Raw genomic sequence first — 18,088 nt, 5'->3', positions numbered from 1 at the left:
AGGTGTTCGATGCCCCGGTTGACGGTGCGGGACGTACTGGCTGCGTCCGCCCAGCCAGTCCTGCTGCTCGCCGTGGTCGGCGTCTTCACCCTCGCCGAGTGGCGTGGCTGGGAACCGGGCACGGCCACCTTCCTCTTCCAGTTCTCGGTGCTCGGATTCCTGGTGGCGCTGGAGTTCCTGATCCCCTACGACCTCTCCTGGCGGCCGAGCCGGCGGGAATGGGGCTACTACGCCGCCTACTACGTACTCACCGCCACCGCGGGCGCGCTCGGCCAGAGCCTGGTGCTGCTCGCCGTCGGCTCGGTCGCGACCTCGCATCCCGTCCTGCCGCTGTGGGGTGAGATCCCGCTGGCGCTCCTGACCGGTTCGCTCGCGAGCTACGCGGTGCACCGGGCCGGGCACCGATACGCGTGGCTGTGGAAACTGCACGGCGTGCACCACGTGCCGGACAAGGTGAACGTCGCCAACAACGGCGTCAACCACGTGGCGGACGTGCTCATCTCGCAAGGCGTCGTGCAACTGGCCCTCGCGCTGGTGGGGTTCTCCGAGCGGGCGGTCTTCGGGGTCGGGCTCTTCGTGATCGCGCAGGGGTACTTCGTCCACGCCAACATCCGGGTGTCACTGGGCCCGTTGAACCACCTGCTCGCCGGTCCGGAGCAGCACCGGCTGCATCACAGCACCGATCTGTCCGAGGCCGGTCACTACGGATCCGACCTGTCGCTCTGGGACAGGCTGTTCGGCACCTTCACCTGGCATCCCGGCCGGGAGCCGGTGGCGGTCGGTCTGACCGATCCCCGGACGTTCCCGGAATCGGGGCGCATCCTCGCCACGCTCGTCCACCCCTGGCGCCGCTCGCTCGGCTGAGCCGTACCCCCGTCCCCCCGCTCCGTTGCCACTTGCTCACGTCCGTGCGGCGCGTGCCGCCCTGTGGGTGGGCGCCCGATCCGTGACCCAAGGAACGCTCATGTCTGCATCAGCCCGTAGATCCCCCTCCCCCGCCGCGAAGATCGCCCTCATCGGCATCGGCTGCCGCTTCCCCGGCGGCGCCAACGACCACCGCTCCTTCTGGCGCAATCTGGTGGAGGGGAGGGACTGCATCACGCCGACGCCGCCCGACCGCTACGACGTCGCGGGTCTGAGCAGCAAGGACAAGGCCAAGCCGGGTCGGCTCGTCGGGGGCCGCGGCGGGTACATCGACGGGTTCGACGAGTTCGACCCGGCGTTCTTCGGCATCAGCCCCCGTGAGGCGCATGCCATGGATCCCCAGCAGCGCAAGCTCCTGGAAGTGTCCTGGGAGGCCCTGGAGGACGGCGGGCAGAAGCCGGCCGAGCTGGCCGGGCGGGACGTCGGGGTGTTCGTCGGGGCGTTCACCCTGGACTACAAGATCCTCCAGTTCTCCGATCTCCGGTTCGACACCCTCGAAGCCCACACGGCGACCGGCACGATGATGACGATGGTCTCCAACCGGCTGTCGCACTGCTTCGACTTCCGGGGGCCCAGCCTCTCCATCGACTCCGCCTGCAGTTCCTCCCTGGTCGCCGTCCACCTCGCCTGCGAGAGCCTGCGCCGCGGCGAGACCTCGCTGGCCCTGGCCGGCGGCACGTTGCTGCACCTGACCCCGCAGTACACGATCGCCGAGACCAAGGGCGGCTTCCTCTCGCCGGAAGGCCGCTCCCGGACCTTCGACGCGGCGGCCAACGGCTATGTACGGGCCGAGGGAGTCGGCATCGTCGTCCTCAAACTCCTCAGCGACGCCGTGCGCGACGGCGACCCGATCCACGCCGTGATCACGGAGACCGGGGTCAATCAGGACGGACGCACCAACGGCATCACCGTCCCCAGCGCCGAGGCCCAGTCCGCGCTGATCGAGCAGGTCTGCGCCCGGGCCGGCATCACCCCGGGCAGCCTGCAGTACGTGGAGGCCCACGGCACCTCCACACCGGTGGGCGACCCGATCGAGGCGAACGCGCTGGCGAGCGCCCTCGCCATCGGCCGCGAGCCCGGCGCCGCCTGCTTCATCGGTTCGGTCAAGACCAACATCGGGCACACCGAGTCCGCCGCGGGGATCGCCGGCCTCATCAAGACCGCGCTCAGTGTCGAGCACCGGCTGATCCCCCCGCACATCAACCTGGAACACCTCAACCCGGCGATCGATCTGGCAGCCGCCCCCTATGAGATCCCGGACCGGCTCACCCCCTGGCCCGCCCACGAGGGACCGGCCCGCGCGGGGGTGAACTCCTTCGGTTTCGGCGGTACCAACGCGCACGTACTGCTGGAATCCGCACCCGATGCCGCCGCCGGGCGGGCTCCGGTCGCCGTCCGCCGCAGACCCTCGGCCGAGGACAGCGGCCTTCCCTTCCGGTTGCTGCCGCTCAGCGCCCATGACGCCGCGGTGCTGCCCGGGCTCGCCGACAGCGTGCGAGCGGAACTGACGGCGGCACCGGACCCGCACACCGCGCCCGTCACCCTTCCGGACCTCGCCTACTCCCTGGCCCACCACCGGCAGCACCACGACGTCCGGCTGGCCGTGGTGTACGGGTCGCGTCAGGATCTGGACGAGTCGCTGGCGGCGTACGTCCGGGGCGAAGTGCACCCCCGGGTCCTGCTCGGCAAGCGTCATGAGGCGCAGCACGAGGCGCCCGCCTGGGTGTTCACGGGCATGGGACCGCAGTGGTGGGCGATGGGACGCGAGCTGTTCGAGGCCGCGCCCGCCTACCGGGAAGCCGTCGAGGCCGTCGACCGCGAGATCGCGGCACAGGCGGGCTGGTCACTGATCGCCGAGCTGAGCGCCGGTCAGGACGAGTCCCGGATGGCGGAGACCTGGCTGGCCCAGCCCGCCAACTTCGCCGTGCAGACCGGACTCGCCGCGCTCTGGCACGCCCACGGGGTCCACCCGTCGGCCGTCGTCGGCCACAGCACCGGCGAGGTCGCCGCCTTCTACGAGGCCGGGGTGTACGACCTCGCGGACGCCGTACGCATCGTGCTGCACCGCAGCCGCCTGCAGCAGCGGGCGGCCGGCACCGGCACCATGCTCGCCGTCGGTCTGCCGGAGGCGGAGGCCGCACGCCGTGCCGCGGCCTTCGGCGGCCGGGTGTCCATCGCCGCGGTCAACAGCCCGGAGGCCCTCACGGTGGCCGGCGACGAGGCGAGCCTCACCGCGTACGCCGAAGCGCTGCGCGCCGATGGCGTGTTCGCCAAGCTCCTCGACGTCCAAGTGCCCTACCACAGCGCCGCGATGGACCCGCTGAAAGCCGATCTGCTGGCGGGACTGGCCGGGATCGCCCCCCGTCCGGCCCGGCTGCCCCTGTACCTCACCGGCAGGCCGGGGCGGGCCGAAGGGCCCGAACTCGACGCGGACTACTGGTGGAACAACGTCCGCGACACCGTCCGCTTCCGCTCGGCGGTCGACGCCATGCTCGGCGACGGGCACCGCACCTTCCTGGAGATCGGCCCCCATCCGGTGCTCGGGCGCTCCATCAAGGAATGCTTCGCCGCCCAGGACCGCGCGTCCGGCGCCGGCGCCAGGCCCGGGACGAGCGCCCCGACCGCCGGGCAGGCGCCGCTCCCGGGCGCGCACCAGCCCGTGACTACGCTGCCTTCGATCCGCCGGTCGGAGGACGAGTCGCTGTGCTTCACCACCTCCCTCGCGGCGCTCCACACCATCGGCTGCGCCGTCGACTGGGAGGTCCTGCACCCGCGGGGGCGCCGGGTGCGGCTGCCGCGCTATCCGTGGAAGCGGGACCGCTACTGGACCGAGCCGGCGCCGGTGGCGCAGGTCCGGCTGGGCCGCGTCGACCACCCGCTGCTCGGACGACGCCTCGCCACCGCGGAGCCCGTGTGGGAAGTGGCGCTCGACGTCGAGACCACGCCCTATCTCGCCGATCACCGGATCCAGGGCCGGGCGCTGTTCCCGGCCGCCGGGTACGTCGAGATGGCGTACCAGGCGCTCCGCGCCCTGACCGGCGGCACGGACGCCGGGCTGGGGGACATCGAGCTGCGCAAGGCCCTCTTCCTGCCCGACGACGCCCCGCGCCGCGTCCAGCTCTCGCTCTCCGCGGAGTCCTCCTCCTTCACCGTGGCGAGCGGCGACGACAGCCCGGTCGTGCACGCGCGCGGCGTGGTGCGCGGCGGGACTCCGCCCGCCCGCGTCCTCCCGCTGGACCGGGAGGCGATCCAGGCCCGCAGCGAACGGCAGCTGTCCGCCGCCGCTTGCTACGACACGCTGAGCGCGCTCGGCTACGACTACGGCCCCGCCTTCCAGGGCATCGCGGAGGTCTGGCAGACCGACGGCGAGGCCCTCGCACTGATCAGGCCGCCCGCGTGCGCCGGTGCGGGCACGGCGGGACACCACGTCCACCCGGCTCTCCTCGACTCCTGCTTCCAGACCCTGCTCGTCGCGGGCCTCCCGCCGGCGGACACGGCCCCCGGGAGCGGGATGCTGCTGCCGCTCACCATCGACGAGGTGCGCACCGACCCGGTCGGGGGGCGGCCGTTGTGGGCGCACGCCACCGTCACCCGGCGTGCGGACGACGAACTCGTCGGCGACCTCGCCCTCTACACCGAGGACGGCGAGCCGGTCGGCCATGTGCACGGCTTCCGCGCCGCCGACGTCGAGCAGGCCTCGGCCACGGTGGGGCTCGCCACCATCGACGGCTGGCTGGCCGAAGTCGCCTGGACCGAAGCAGCGCCGCTCGCCGAGGCGTCCGGCGGGGATCAGCCGGGTCACGGAAGCTGGCTGCTGTTCGCCGACGCACCCGGGGGCGTGGCGGACTCCCTCCAGGAACTCGCGGGCGGCGCGGGCAGACGCTGCCACCTCGTACGGCCCGGCGATGCCTACGTCTTCGACCGGGACGGACGGAACACCCGGGTGGTCCCCGGCAGCGCCGAGGACCTCCGCATGCTGCTCGGCGACCTGGCCGGCCTCGCCGCGGACCGCGGCGAGCCGCCCCTGGACACCATCGTCCACCTGTGGAATCTGGATCTGCCCCGGCTGGACGACACCACGCCCGGTGACCTCCACGCACACGGCACGCTCGGTGCCTACTCCGTCGTCGCACTCGCCCAGGCGCTCCAGGACGAACCGGGCGGGTCGACCGCGCCGGCCGCCCTCCACCTGGTCACCCGGGGTGCCCAGGCGGCGCTGCCCACCGACCCGGTCGAACCTCTCGGCGCACCGGTCTGGGGCATCGGCCGGGTGCTGCGGCACCAGGAACTGACCGCGCACCGGGGCAAACTGATCGACCTGCCGCCGCTGCGGACCGGCCCCCGGCAAGCGGGGGCCGACGCCGAGGAGCTGCTGCGGGAGATCCTCGCCGGGCCGACGCCGGAGCAGCCCGAGGACGAGGTCGCCCTGCGCCACGGCCGCCGCCTCGTCAGCCGTCTCGCCCGCCCCGAGGGCCTCACCCGGTCCATCCCGCCCCGGCTGCGCCCGGACGGCGCGTATCTCGTCACGGGTGCCTTCGGCGCGCTGGGCCGGCTGCTGTGCCGCTATCTCGTCCGCCGCGGCGCCCGCCATCTGATCCTGGTCGGGCGCACGGAACTCCCCGACCGCGCCACCTGGCGGGCCGTCGCCCCGCGGTCCCCGGCGGGCTCCGGGATCGATTTCGTCAAGGAACTGGAGTCGCTCGGAGCGCACCCCGTGCACGCCGCCCTCGACATCCGCGACGAGCAGGCCCTGACGCGGTGGCTGGACGACTACCGGGACCGGGACTCCCCGCCGATCCGCGGCGTCTTCCACCTCGCCGGGCAGGTGCGGGACACCTCCGTGCGGGCGATGGACCATGACGCCTTCGCCTCCGTCTTCGCCCCGAAGGCCGCCGGTTCCTGGCATCTGCACCACCACCTGCGTGACGAGCCGCTCGACTACTTCGTGCTCTTCGCCTCGGTCGCCTCCCTGCTCACCACCACCGGCCAGACGAACTACGCCGCGGGCAACGCCTTCCTGGACGCCCTCGCCCAGCACCGCAGGTCCCGGGGGATGCCGGCGCTCAGCCTGGACTGGGGTCCCTGGGCGACCGGCATGATCCATGAGCTGAGCCTGGTCGAGCACTACCGCACCGTCCGGGGCATGAGCTCGCTCTCGCCGGCCGCCGGCACGGCCGTGCTGGAACGCGTCCTCGGCCAGGACCGCGCCCAGTTCCTGATCGCCACCATCACCGACTGGCCCACCTTCCTGGCCTGGTATCCCTCCCCGCCGCCGCTGGTGGCCGAACTCGCGGCCTCGGCGGCCCGCGAGGCGGCCGCGGCGGGGTCCGCCGCGGACGGGAACGCACCGGACGGCCAGGCCGGCTATCTGGACCGGTTCCGGGCCGCCGCGGACGAGGCCGAGCGCGCCCGGCTGGTCACGGACCGCTTCGTCGGCTGCGCTTCGGCCGTCCTGCGGATGACCGCCGACCAGCTCGACCCGGACACCGGCCTCGGCGCCCTCGGCATCGACTCGCTGCTGGCCATGGAGCTGCGGGCCAGGATCCAGGCGGACACCGGGGTGGCGCTGCCGGTCGTGACGCTGCTCAGCGGAGCGCCGCTGCGCGAGCTCACCGCGCAGCTGCACCAGGCCACCGCGGAGATCGCCGCGCGGGCGGCCGGCCCGCGGGCGGCCGCGGTGGAGGTGTACGAGGACCCGTCCCGGCATCCCCTGACCCAGAACCAGAAGGCTTTGTGGTTCCTCAAGCAGCTGCATCCGGACGGCTTCGCCTACAACATCGGCGGGGCGGTCGAGGTCCGGACCGAGATCGACCCGGAGCTGATGGCGGCCGCCGTCCGCGTCCTGATGGGCCGTCACCCCGTGCTGCGGGCCAACTTCGTGCTGGAGAACGGCCGCCCCGTCCAGACCACCTCGCAGGACGTGGAGCCGGACCTGAAGGTCTTCGACGTCGAGGGCCTGGCCTGGGAGGAGGTCCGCGAGCTGATCGTCGAGGAGTACCGCAGGCCGTACGACCTCGCCACTGACCGGCTGATGCGCTTCAGGCTGTTCCGGCGCGGTCCGGACCGCTGGGTGCTGATGAAGGCGGTCCACCACATCGTCTCGGACGCGATCTCCACCTTCACCTTCATCGAGGAACTGCTGGCCCTCTACGAGGGGATGCGCGCCGGCCGCACCGTCGAACTGCCGCCCGTCCAGGCCCGCTACCTGGACTTCCTCAACCGGCAGAACCGGTTCCTGGCGTCCCCGGAGGCCGCGCGGATGCTCGACTACTGGCGCGGCGCGCTGCCCGCCGAGATCCCGCCGCTCACCCTGCCCACCGACGCGCCCCGGCCCGCCGTGCTGACCCACAACGGCGCCTCCGAGTTCTTCGTCCTCGACGAGGACCTCAGCGCGCGGGTCCACGCCCTGGCACGTGAGAACGACGTCACCGTCTTCATGGTGCTGCTGTGCGCCTACTACCTGCTGCTGCACCGGCACTCCGGCCAGGACGACATCGTCGTCGGCAGCCCGGTGACCGGACGCACCGACGAGGACCTGTCGTCGGTGTACGGCTACTTCGTCAACCCCCTTCCCCTGTACGCGAATCTGGCCGGCGACCCGCCCGTCGCCGAACTGCTGGCCCAGGTCCGCGCGGCGGTGCTCGGGGGGCTCGACCACCAGGAGTACCCCTTCGTCCTGCTGGCCGAGAAGCTGGGCCTCCAGCACGACCCCAGCCGCTCGGCCGTCTTCCAGGCGATGTTCATCCTGCTGGCCCACAAGGTGTCGTCGCAGCAGTACGGCTATCACCTCGACTACATCGAACTTCCCGAGGAGGAGGGGCAGTTCGACCTCACCCTGTCGGCGTACGAGGACGAGCACGAGCACCGCTTCCACTGCGTGCTGAAGTACAACACCGACCTGTTCCGGCCCGAGACGGCCCACCGGCTCGCCCGGCACTACCGCAACCTGCTGGACGCGCTGACCCGCGCGCCCGCCGACCGTCCGGTGTCAGGGCTCGACATGCTCGGCGAGCGCGAGCGCCACGAGATCCTGCACGGCCGGTCCGCCCGTGGCCCCGTCCTCCCCCAGGACCCGCCCGTGCACGAGCTGTTCGCCCGGGCGGCGGCCCGCACCCCGGAGGCCGTCGCACTCACCGTCCCCGCCGCCGACACGGCCGGGGAGAGCCGCGGTCTCACCTACGCGGAGCTCGACCGGGCCTCCGCCGCCCTGGCCCGGCGGCTGCGGGCCCGGGGGGCAAGCGGCGGGATCATCGCGGTGTGCCTGCCCAAGTCGGCCGAACTGGTCGTCGCGCTGCTCGCCGTCCTGCGGGCCGGGGCCGCGTATCTGCCGCTCGATCCGAGCCACCCCGCGGAACGGCTGGCCTTCATGGCGGCCAACGCCGCGGTGGGAACGGTCATCACCGACCCGGCGGGCGCCGAGCGGCTGATCGTGCCCGGCGCGGAGTTCCTCACCGACGTCATGCGGGAGGAGGACACCGCGGCGCAGGACACCGACGAACAGGCCCCCGGCGCCGGCCCGTACACCGAGGAGACCTCCGTGGGGACCTCCGTGGGGACGGACTCGCCCGCGTACGTCATCCACACCTCCGGATCGACCGGCCGTCCCAAGGCCGTACAGGTCCCGCACGGCGCCCTGTCGGCCCTCTACGGCGCCTGGCGCACGGAGTACGGGCTGGAATCCGCGCCCGGCGTCCACCTCCAGCTGGCCGGAGCGTCCTTCGACGTGTTCACCGGCGACCTCGTCCGCGCGCTGTGCTCGGGCGGGCGGCTGGTGCTGGCCGACCGCGAGCTGCTGCTCAACACGGCGCGGCTGTACGAGGTGATGACCGCCGAGGCGGTTGACTGCGCCGAGTTCGTTCCCGCGGTCGCCCGCGCCCTGATGACCCACTGCGAGGAGGGCGGCCACCGGCTGGACTTCATGCGTCTGATGATCGTCGGGTCCGACACCTGGAAGGTGGCGGAGTACGAACGGCTGCGCGGGCTCTGCGGTCCGGACACCCGGGTGGTCAATTCCTACGGGCTGACCGAGGCGACCGTCGACAGCGCCTGCTTCGACGGACCCACCACCGGTCTCGACCCCAACGGCGCCGTCCCCATCGGCCGGCCGCTGCCCAACTGCGTACTGCACGTGCTGGACGCCCACCGGCAGCCGGTGCCGACGGGAGTGGCCGGCGAGCTGTGGGCCGGAGGAGCGGGCCTGGCCCTGGGCTACGCCGGGGATCCGGAGCAGACCGGGCGCCGCTTCGTCACCCTCACCCTGGACCGCGGACCCGGCGCCGCGCCCGAGCGGCTCTACCGCACCGGGGACCTGGCACGCCGGGACGCCCAGGGCCGGATCCACCTGCTGGGCCGCGCCGACACCCAGATCAAGCTGCGCGGCCACCGCATCGAGCCAGGGGAGATCGAATTCCTGCTCACCTCCTATCCCGGGGTCGCCGAGGCGCACGCGATGGTCCGGACCGACGTCGGCGGGGAACCGGCGCTGTGCGCCTATGTCGTCCATGACGTGCACGCCGCCGCGGACCGGGTGAGCGCCGTGCCGGACACCCGGGCCCTGCGCCGCCATCTCGCCGCCCAGCTGCCCACCTACCTCATCCCCGCCCACCTGACCGTGCTCGACGCCCTCCCCCTGACCCCGAACGGCAAGGTGGACCCGGAAGCCCTGCCCGCGCCCGTCGCCGAGGCCGTGGAGGAGAAGCACGAACCCCCCGTCACGCTGTACGAAGAGCGCGTCGCCGCCCACTGGAAGAAGGTGATCGGTCTCGAACTGGTCAGCCTGCACAGCGACTTCTTCGCCTCGGGCGGCAGCTCCATCACGCTCATCGAGCTGATCCACCATCTGCAGAAGGAGTTCGGGATCGCGATTCCCGTCGGCCGGCTCTTCAAGGTCACCACCCTGCACGGCATGGCCCGCACGGTCGAGGACATCGTCACCGGCCGGATCTCCGGCAACCTCTCCCATCTGACCTTCAACCCGGGCCGCGGACCCGCCCTCTTCTGCTTCCCGCCGGCCGGCGGCCACGGCCTGGTCTACCGGCATCTCGCCGCGCACCTGCCGTCGCACGAACTGGTCGCCTTCAACCACGTCGACGGGGACAAGGCCCTGCGCTACGCCGACCTGATCGAGTCGCTCCGTCCCGAGGGTCCGTGCCCGCTGCTCGGATACTCCCTGGGCGGCAATCTCGCCTTCGAGGTCGCCAAAGAGCTCGAACGGCGCGGGCGCGAGGTGCCCCATGTCGTCATCGTGGACTCGTACCGCGTCACGGAGGAGTACGGACTCCCCACCGAGCACGTCAAGGCCTTCGAACGCGAACTGGGCGACCACCTGCGGCGCCACACCCGCTCCGAGACGGTCACCGCGCAGACCCTGGAACAGGCCAGGGACTATCTGGAGTACTGCGGACGCACCCCCAACCGCGGCACGGTCGCCGCGATGGTCACCGTGATCTCGGACGAGGCCAAGGCGGCGTTCTACGCCGCCGAGCAGCCCGGCAGCTGGCACAGCGCCTCCACCACCGGCAGCCGGCTGGTCCGCGGCTCGGGGCTGCACGCCGAGATGCTCGACGAGAAGCCCGCCCAGCGGAACGCGACCCTGGTACTCGCCGCGCTCGAGGACGGCGTCCCCTGGGAAGTCCGTTCCGCCGTGCGGACCGACACGACGGAGGGCGAGCTCGGTGCCGCGTGACGACAGGCCGGTGTGGGAAGAGCGGGACTCCCGGGTCCCGAGGCAGGGCCGGCGCACGGCCGGGAAACCGCGGGTGATCATCATCGGCGCCGGCATCGGGGGCCTGTCCACCGGCTGCTACGCCCAGATGAGCGGCGCCGAGACCCGGATCTTCGAGCGGCACGTCCTGCCCGGCGGCTGCTGCACGGCGTGGTCGCGCCAGGACTACGTCTTCGACTATTGCATCGAATGGCTCACGGGGACGGGACGCAACAACGACGCCAGCCGTGTCTGGCGTGAACTCGGCGCCCTCGACGGCAAGACCATCGCCAACTTCGAGATGTTCAACACCGTCACCGACGAGGACGGCCGCTCGGTCACCTTCTACAACGACCCCGACCGGCTCGAAGCCCACCTGCTGGAGATCTCACCCGGCGACGCCCGCCCGATCCGGGCGTTCTGCCGCGACCTGCGGCGCTTCACCCGGATCAACCTCTACCCCTTCCTGACTCCGGGGCCGCTGCAGTCCCCGCGGGAAAGGGCGGCCGCCCTCCGTGTCGTGCTGCCCTCCTTCGCGCTGCTGTGGCGCACCGCGGTGACCCGCATGGAGAGCTTCTGCGACCGCTTCGAGGACCCCCTGCTGCGCCGGGCGTTCCCGTTCATCTTCTTCCAGGACCACGAGGTCTTCCCGCTGCTGCCCTACCTGTTCAACATGGCCAGTGCCTTCCACCTCAACGCGGGCTTCCCGCAGGGCGGTTCGCTCGGCCTGGCGCGCTCGGTGGAGGAGCGGTACACCGAGCTCGGCGGGCGGGTGGACTACCGGGCCCGGGTGGAACGCGTCCTGGTGGAGGACGACCGCGCGATCGGCGTGGAACTGCGCGGCGGCGAGCGGCACTTCGCCGACCATGTGGTCTCGGCCTGCGACGGGGTCACCACCATCGACGGGCTGCTCGGGGGCCGCTACACGAGCCCGAAGATCGACAAGCTCTTCACCGAGATGATGAGCCGCCCCGACGTCCTCTACCCGGGCGTGGTCTCGGCCTTCGTCGGGCTCAACGAGGAACTGGATCCGGCCGCCCGGCACAGCACCACCTACCTGCTCTCCGACGAGGACAGCGCGGCGCTGCCCGGCGTCCTCCAGAACAGCCTCGTGGTGCAGGTGCGCTCGCGCTACTCCGACGGGTTCGCCCCGCCCGGCAAGTCGGTCATGCACTGCACCTACTTCAGCGACTACGACTCCTGGAAGCAGCTGCGCCGCACCGACCGCAAGGCCTACCGGGCCCGCAAGCAGGAGGTGGCCGACTTCATCAGGGCCTTCCTGGAGCGCCAGTACCCGGGGATCGGCCGTGCCATCGAGGTCATGGACGTGGCCTCCCCGACCACCACCGAGCGGTACACGGGGGTACGGGGCGGCAGCATCCTGGGCTGGAAGTCCTTCACCCCGGCCGATGACGTGATCACCGGTCTGATCAACAAGGACCGGATGCGGCTGCCCGGTCTGGACGGATTCTCCATGGCGGGCCAGTGGTTCGGCGGCGGCAGCCTGATCCGGGCCGCGGCCAGCGGCCGGTTCGTCACCCAGTACCTCTGCAAGGAGCTCGGCCTGGACTTCCGGGCCTGGGAACGCGGCGGCACCACCCCCTGGCACCCCGACAAGCTCGGCAAACTGCCCCAGCTCGAAACCCACAGGGTGAGGTGACGACGAGATGAGCACGACCACACGCGCCCGCAGAAGCAGCATGATCATCATCGGTGGCGGGCTCGGCGGCCTCTCCACCGGGGCCTACGGCCAGATGAACGGCTACCGCACCCAGGTCTTCGAGATGCACGACATCCCAGGAGGCTGCTGCACCGGCTGGGGCCGCGGCGACTTCACCTTCGACGCCTGCGTCAGCTGGCTGCTCGGCAACGGTCCGGGCAACGAGATGCACCAGATCTGGCTCGAACTCGGGGCTCTCCAGGGCAAGGAGATGCGGCACTTCGACGTCTTCAACACCGTACGCGGCAAGGACGGCCGCACCGTCTACTTCTACTGCGACCCCGGCCGTCTCGAAGCCCACCTGCTGTCGCTGTCCCCCGCCGACGCCCGCGTCATCCGCTCCTTCTGCAAGTCGCTGCGCAAGTTCATCGCCTGCCTGCCCTCCTATCCCTTCCTCACCCCGGTGGCGCTGATGAGCCGCCGGGAGCGCTGGCGGATGCTGGCCGGATTCCTGCCGTACTTCAACCTCTTCCGCACTTCCATGTCCGTGCTGATGGCCGAGTACTCGACCCGCTTCAAGGACCCGCTCCTCAGAGAGGCCTTCAACTACATCCTCTACGAGAAGCACCCGGGCTTTCCCGTCCTGCCGTTCTACTTCCAGATGGCCGCGCAGGCCCACCGTTCGGCGGGGGTGCCCGAAGGCGGCTCCCTGGGGCTGGCGCGCTCCATCGAGCAGCGCTATCTGCGGCTCGGCGGGCAGATCACCTACAACGCCATGGTCGAGGAGATCCTGGTCAAGGACGACCGGGCGATCGGGGTGCGGCTGTCCGACGGGCAGGAGCACTACGCCGACATCGTCGTCTCGGCCTGCGACGGCCCCTCCACTTTGCTGAACCTCCTCGACGGCCGCTATCTCGACGGCGAGTACGCCACCCTCTACCGCGAGACCCTGCACCGGCCCGGCATGGTCTTCCCCGGCTACACCAGCGTCTTCCTCGGCCTGCGCCGCTCCTTCCCGCACGCCGATCCCACCACCACCCACCTCCTGGACGAGGCGACCGCCTCCCAGCTCACCGGCATCCGGCACCCGAGCCTCAATGTCCAGTTCCGCAGCCAGTTCTACCCCGAGCTCTCCCCCCGGGACACCACCGTCATCTACGCCACCTACTTCTCCGACACCGCCCCCTGGCGAGAGCTCGCCGAGGGCCCGGAACGGCTCAGCCGGGCCCGCCGGGGAACGGAACTCCACACCCTCCCGGTCCGGCGCGGGAAGGCGTACGCCCTCGCCAAGCGGCGCACCAGGAACACCGTCATCGACTTCCTCGAAGGGCTCTATCCGGGGCTCAAGGACTCCATCGCGGTACGGGACACCTGCACCCCCCTGACCCAGATCCGCTACACCGGCAGCTTCGAGGGCACCTTCCTCGGCTGGCAGCCCTTCGTGGAGAGCGGCGAGGCCATGGAGGAACTGGTCAAGAAACACGGCCCGGTCCTGCCCGGCCTGGAGAACTTCTACCTCTCGGGGGTGTGGGCCACCACCGGCGGCCTCATCCGCGCGGCCGCCGCCGGGCGCCAGGTCATGCAGTTCATCTGCCGCGACGACGGCATCGACTTCACCGCCGCCCTCGACACCAGCGCGCCGCCACCGACCCATGTGGACATCCCCGTGGGGCCGTACCCCCCGGTCCGCACCCTCTCGGCCCACCCCGTCCGAGCCCGCAGCACATCCGCCCGCACCACCTCGGCCCGCACCACTGAGAAAGGCACCTCGTGACCGCGCCCACCCATGCCGCCGGCCGCTCGCCCCAGCCCCTCGCGTATCCCTTCTGGACCACCGAGGGGCTCGCCCTGTCCGACGAATACCGGCAGCTGCGTGATCGGCCCCCCGTGCGCGTCCGGCTCCCCTACGGGGACGACGCCTGGCTGGCCAGCCGCTACGACGACGTGCGGGCGGTCCTGTCGGATCCCCGCTTCAGCCTGGCGGAGGCCGTCCGCCGCGACCAGCCCCGGATCGGCCCCATGCCCCGCGCGGGCGGCGGCCTGGTCGCCCTCGACGCCCCGCGCCACACCCAGCTGCGCGCACTGCTGGCCAAGGAGTTCACCGCCCGCCGCATCGAACGGCTCCGCGACCACATCCACCGGGTCGCCGACACACTGCTCGACCGGATGACGGCCGCCGGCCCGCCGTCCGACCTGGTGGAGAATCTCGCCTTCCCGCTGCCGATGACCCTGATCTGCGAACTCACCGGAGTCCCCGACGCGGACCGGTCCGCCGTCCGGGCCTGGGCCGACACCGTGTGCTCAGGAAAGGTGACGCCCGAGATCCTCCAGCGGCACGCCGAGGACTTCTTCACCCGGATGCGGGGCTGGATCGAGGCACGCCGCCGCGACCCCGCCGATGATCTGATCACCGTCCTGGTCCGCGCCTGCGACGACGGCGGCCTCACCGATGAGGAGCTGACCGGACTGATCAACGAACTCCTGATCGGCGGCTTCGTCACCACCACCAACCAGATCGCCAACTTCTTCGCGGTCCTGCTGCTCCCCGGAGAGGCTGGCACCGGCGGCCCGGACCTCCTGGCAGCCGTCCGGGCCCGGCCCGAGCTGATCCCCCGGGCCGTGGAGGAACTCCTGCGCTACGTCCCCCTGCTCAACGGCCTCACCCTGCCGCGCTACGCCACCGAGGACGTCGAACTCGGCGGTGTCCTCGTCCGGGCCGGAGAGCCGGTCGTGGTGTCCCAGTCAGCCGCCAACCACGACCCCGAGGTCTTCGACTCACCCCACCGCATCGCGCTCGACCGCCCCGTCACGCCGCACATCAGCTTCGGTCACGGCATCCACTACTGCCTGGGCGCGCACCTGGCCCGCCTCGAACTCCAGGTGGCGCTGGAACGCGTGACGTCACGCCTGCCCGGCCTGCGCCTCGCCGCCCGGCAGGAGGATCTGAGCTGGCGCTCCAAGGAGTTCTTCAGCGGCCTCCGCGCCCTGCCCGTGGCCTGGTGAGCGCCATCGAGCCCCGGCTATCCCTTGATGATCGCCATCAACGCCGCGGTGAAGGGCGCGGGATCCACGTCGCCGCGGACCGCCAGCTGCTGGCTGTAACTGCCGCAGACGGCCACGAACGCCTCGGCGATCTGCTCGGCGTACGGACGCCGGCGGGCGGGTACCAGCTCGGCGACCGCGGCCCGCATGGCGGCGAGCTGCTGCTGGACCACGGCCGCCAGCGGCGGCGACACCGCGGCTTCGGCGTAGATCTGGGCCACCAGGCGGGCGTGGTCCGTCTCACGCGCCAGGGCCCGTACATGGTCGAGGAATCCGCCGACGGCCTCGGCCGTGAGCGCCTTCGGCAGGGCCTCGCTCGCCTGCTCGCACACGGCGACCACGATCTCCTCCTTGCTGGCGAAGTACCGGTAGATGGCTCCGTTGGAGAGCCCGGACTCGGTGACGATGTCGGCCATCGAGGTGCGGGCGAAGCCGTGGCCGGCGAACCGGGCGCGGGCGGCGTCCACGATCTGCTGACGGCGGGCGTCGAGGTGGGCTTGAGTGACCTTGGGCATAAAAAGAGTGACTCCTCGTTTTACTTGATACGGTAGGGAGCGTACCGCAACGCCAACCTTCAGGAGCTGCCATGCGCTATCGGACGTTCGGCCGGCTGACCGGACTGCGCGTGTCGGAGTACGCGCTCGGGACGGCGAACTTCAGCACATCGGCCGCCGGCGCCGGTCCCGAGGGCTCGCGGCAGATCTTCGACGCCTTCGTGGCCGCCGGCGGCACCACGTTCGACACCTCCAACCTCTACCAGGACGGACAGGCCGAGACCGTGCTGGGCGGGCTGCTCGGCCGTCGGCGGGACGACTTCGTCGTCCTCACCAAATACAGCGGGACCCGCCAGGACCGGCCCCGCCCGGGCACGACCGGCAACAGCCGCAAGATCATGATCCGTTCCCTGGAGGCGAGCCTGCGCCGGCTGAACACCGACTACATAGACATCTTCATGCCGCACTTTCCCGACGGAACCACGCCGGTCGAGGAGATCCTGGCCGGGTTCGACGACCTGATCCGGTCCGGCAAGATCCTGCACGGCGGCCTGTCCAACTTCCCGGCCTGGCGGATCGCCGGCGCCGCGGTCCGCGCGGACCTGCGCGGACTCGCCCCGCTGGCCGGCATCCAGACCGAATACAGCCTGGCCGAACGATCCGCCGACCGGGAGCTGCTGCCGATGGTGCGGGCCCACGGTCTGGGCGCGTTCCTCTACTCCCCGCTGGCCGGAGGGCTGCTCACCGGGAAGTACCGGCAGGGCGGACAGGGCCGGTTGACCGTGCGCGGCGACGCGATCGAGGGGACCGCGCAGCGCACCGCCGTCGTGGATGCCGTGCTGGCGATCGCCGACGAGACCGGCGCGAGCGCGATCCAGGTCTCGCTGGCCTGGCTGCGCCGCAGGGCCGCGCGGCTCCACACCTCCCTCGTCCCGATCGTCGGCCCGCGCTCACCGGCGCACCTGGAGGAGTACCTCAGCTCCCTCCGTCTCGAACTCGGCGACCAGCACTACGACCAGCTGGACCAGGTCAGTGCGGTGCGGATGGGAACCCCGCACGAGGATGTCGCGGCCGCGCTGAGCCACGGCTTCGACGGCGACCGTACGCTCCTCGAACCTGTCTCCGTTCCCGTCATCTGATCAGCACCTGCTCGGAGTTGATGTGCCGGGGGCAGGCGGTAAGGTTCGGCTCGTCGGGCGCGTGCGTCAGGCGCCCGCGTCGGGCCGGGCGCGCAGTACCTGGTCGAAGTAGCCGGGGCCTGATGCCGGCCGGATCCGGAGGGCGGTGCGGTAGCGCAGGGTCTCGGTCTGCCAGCTGTGGTAGCCGCTCATCCATCCGGTCATGACCCGGGTGTAGCCGGCCACCGCGGAGCGCTGCCGGTGGGAGAGGTCGAGCTGGGCGCACATGGCCGGCACTTGGCCGGCCAGTTCCCGGAACTGCCGCACCCGACCGGCGACTTGCCGGCAGGCGGCGGTCACGGCTTCGTCGCGGGTACGGCGCCGGCCGTGTTCGAGGACGAGGACGATGTTGTCCATGTCGCCGCGCGCCTCCTCCTTTTCCAGGGAGTACACGTCGTTGCACATCAAGGTGATGTCGATGGCGGCCTGGCGCATGATCCGCAACTGGGGGCTGTGGAAGGCGGCGGCGGGGACGGTGATGCCGGCGGCCTGCTCACCCAGGGAGAGCGGCAGGTCGGCGCCGGCGACACCGCGGCGGACTTGCAGGTAGGCCGGCAGTTCGGCGGGAGTGGCGCGGACACGGCCGATCGCCTCGTGGGCCTGTGCGGCGAAGTAGTACTCCCACTCATGTGCGGTGCGCGCGGTCCACGCGGGATGGGCGCCCTGGGTGCAGCGGGCCCAGATGTCGGCGAACGCGCGCGAGCAGGGGTCGGCGCCGGCGTCCGGGGCGGCGCCGTGGACGATGTCGATCATCTGCTGGCATACCCGGGCGGTTCGGGCGGGGTCCCGGCCGAGGGGGCCGTCGAACTGGTCGTCGAAGACGAAGAAGAAGGCCATCGCGTCCGCGCACAGGTCCAGGGCGGGCCCTCGGGCGTAGGGGAAGCCGAGCGCCGCCAGGCGTGGCATGTCCCACGAGGTGTACCAGGCCAGGGACCGGTCGTCGCCCACCAGGCCGATGCGGCGCACCCAGTGGAGGTTGCGCCGGCGGGTGCCGTCGAGGTCGGGACTGATCCCCGTGGTGGGCGGTAGGTCGAAGTCGATGTCCTGCGGCACGGGTCCTCCGGGGTCGTAGCGGGCGAATGGGGCC

The 18,088-nt window shown here is 71.7% G+C and carries 8 protein-coding genes; 6 read left to right on the top strand and 2 right to left on the bottom strand.

Annotated features, from left to right (window positions below; translation table 11 throughout):
- The first annotated feature begins 9 nt into the window (after positions 1-9).
- The 5 genes from ACFO3J_RS35210 (at position 10) to ACFO3J_RS35190 (ending at position 15,290) form a co-directional block, all read left to right on the top strand.
- The gene (locus tag ACFO3J_RS35210; protein ID WP_386438710.1) at positions 10-864 is read left to right on the top strand and encodes a sterol desaturase family protein; all 855 of its coding nucleotides are present in this window, start codon (positions 10-12) and stop codon (positions 862-864) included.
- Between the two features lie 100 nt (positions 865-964).
- A complete protein-coding gene (locus ACFO3J_RS35205; RefSeq protein ID WP_386438707.1) occupies positions 965-10,609 on the top strand; it encodes a non-ribosomal peptide synthetase/type I polyketide synthase in 9,645 nt (3,214 codons plus the stop codon).
- A gap of 10 nt (positions 10,610-10,619) precedes the next feature.
- Positions 10,620-12,287 (top strand): phytoene desaturase family protein, encoded by a 1,668-nt coding sequence (locus ACFO3J_RS35200; RefSeq protein WP_386438791.1) that lies wholly within the window; start codon positions 10,620-10,622, stop codon positions 12,285-12,287.
- 40 nt (positions 12,288-12,327) lie between these two features.
- On the top strand, positions 12,328-14,061 hold the full coding sequence (locus tag ACFO3J_RS35195; RefSeq protein WP_386438788.1) for a phytoene desaturase family protein: 1,734 nt from the start codon (positions 12,328-12,330) through the stop codon (positions 14,059-14,061).
- Positions 14,058-15,290 carry a cytochrome P450 gene (locus ACFO3J_RS35190; protein ID WP_386438705.1) on the top strand — a complete coding sequence of 411 codons (1,233 nt, stop codon included), beginning with the start codon at positions 14,058-14,060 and terminating at the stop codon, positions 15,288-15,290. Before ACFO3J_RS35195 ends, ACFO3J_RS35190 begins: the two co-directional genes overlap by 4 nt.
- Positions 15,291-15,307: 17 nt before the next feature.
- On the opposite strand, the gene ACFO3J_RS35185 is transcribed toward ACFO3J_RS35190, so the two are convergent.
- Entirely contained in the window at positions 15,308-15,844 is a 537-nt protein-coding gene (locus ACFO3J_RS35185; RefSeq protein WP_386438702.1) for a TetR/AcrR family transcriptional regulator, read from the bottom strand.
- Between the two features lie 71 nt (positions 15,845-15,915).
- Here ACFO3J_RS35185 and ACFO3J_RS35180 point away from each other — a divergent pair, with 71 nt between their 5' ends.
- Positions 15,916-16,962: an aldo/keto reductase gene (locus ACFO3J_RS35180; protein WP_386438700.1), complete on the top strand. Its 1,047-nt coding sequence runs from the start codon at positions 15,916-15,918 to the stop codon at positions 16,960-16,962.
- Between the two features lie 66 nt (positions 16,963-17,028).
- On the opposite strand, the gene ACFO3J_RS35175 is transcribed toward ACFO3J_RS35180, so the two are convergent.
- The gene (locus tag ACFO3J_RS35175; RefSeq protein WP_386438697.1) at positions 17,029-18,054 is read right to left on the bottom strand and encodes a terpene synthase family protein; all 1,026 of its coding nucleotides are present in this window, start codon (positions 18,052-18,054) and stop codon (positions 17,029-17,031) included.
- Positions 18,055-18,088 lie beyond the last annotated feature (34 nt).

Origin of the sequence: Streptomyces polygonati, assembly GCF_042650325.1 — a bacterium.
Taxonomy (GTDB): domain Bacteria; phylum Actinomycetota; class Actinomycetes; order Streptomycetales; family Streptomycetaceae; genus Actinacidiphila; species Actinacidiphila polygonati.
The sequence above is the reverse complement of the archived record's forward strand: the minus strand, read 5'-3'. Positions and strand labels throughout refer to the sequence as shown.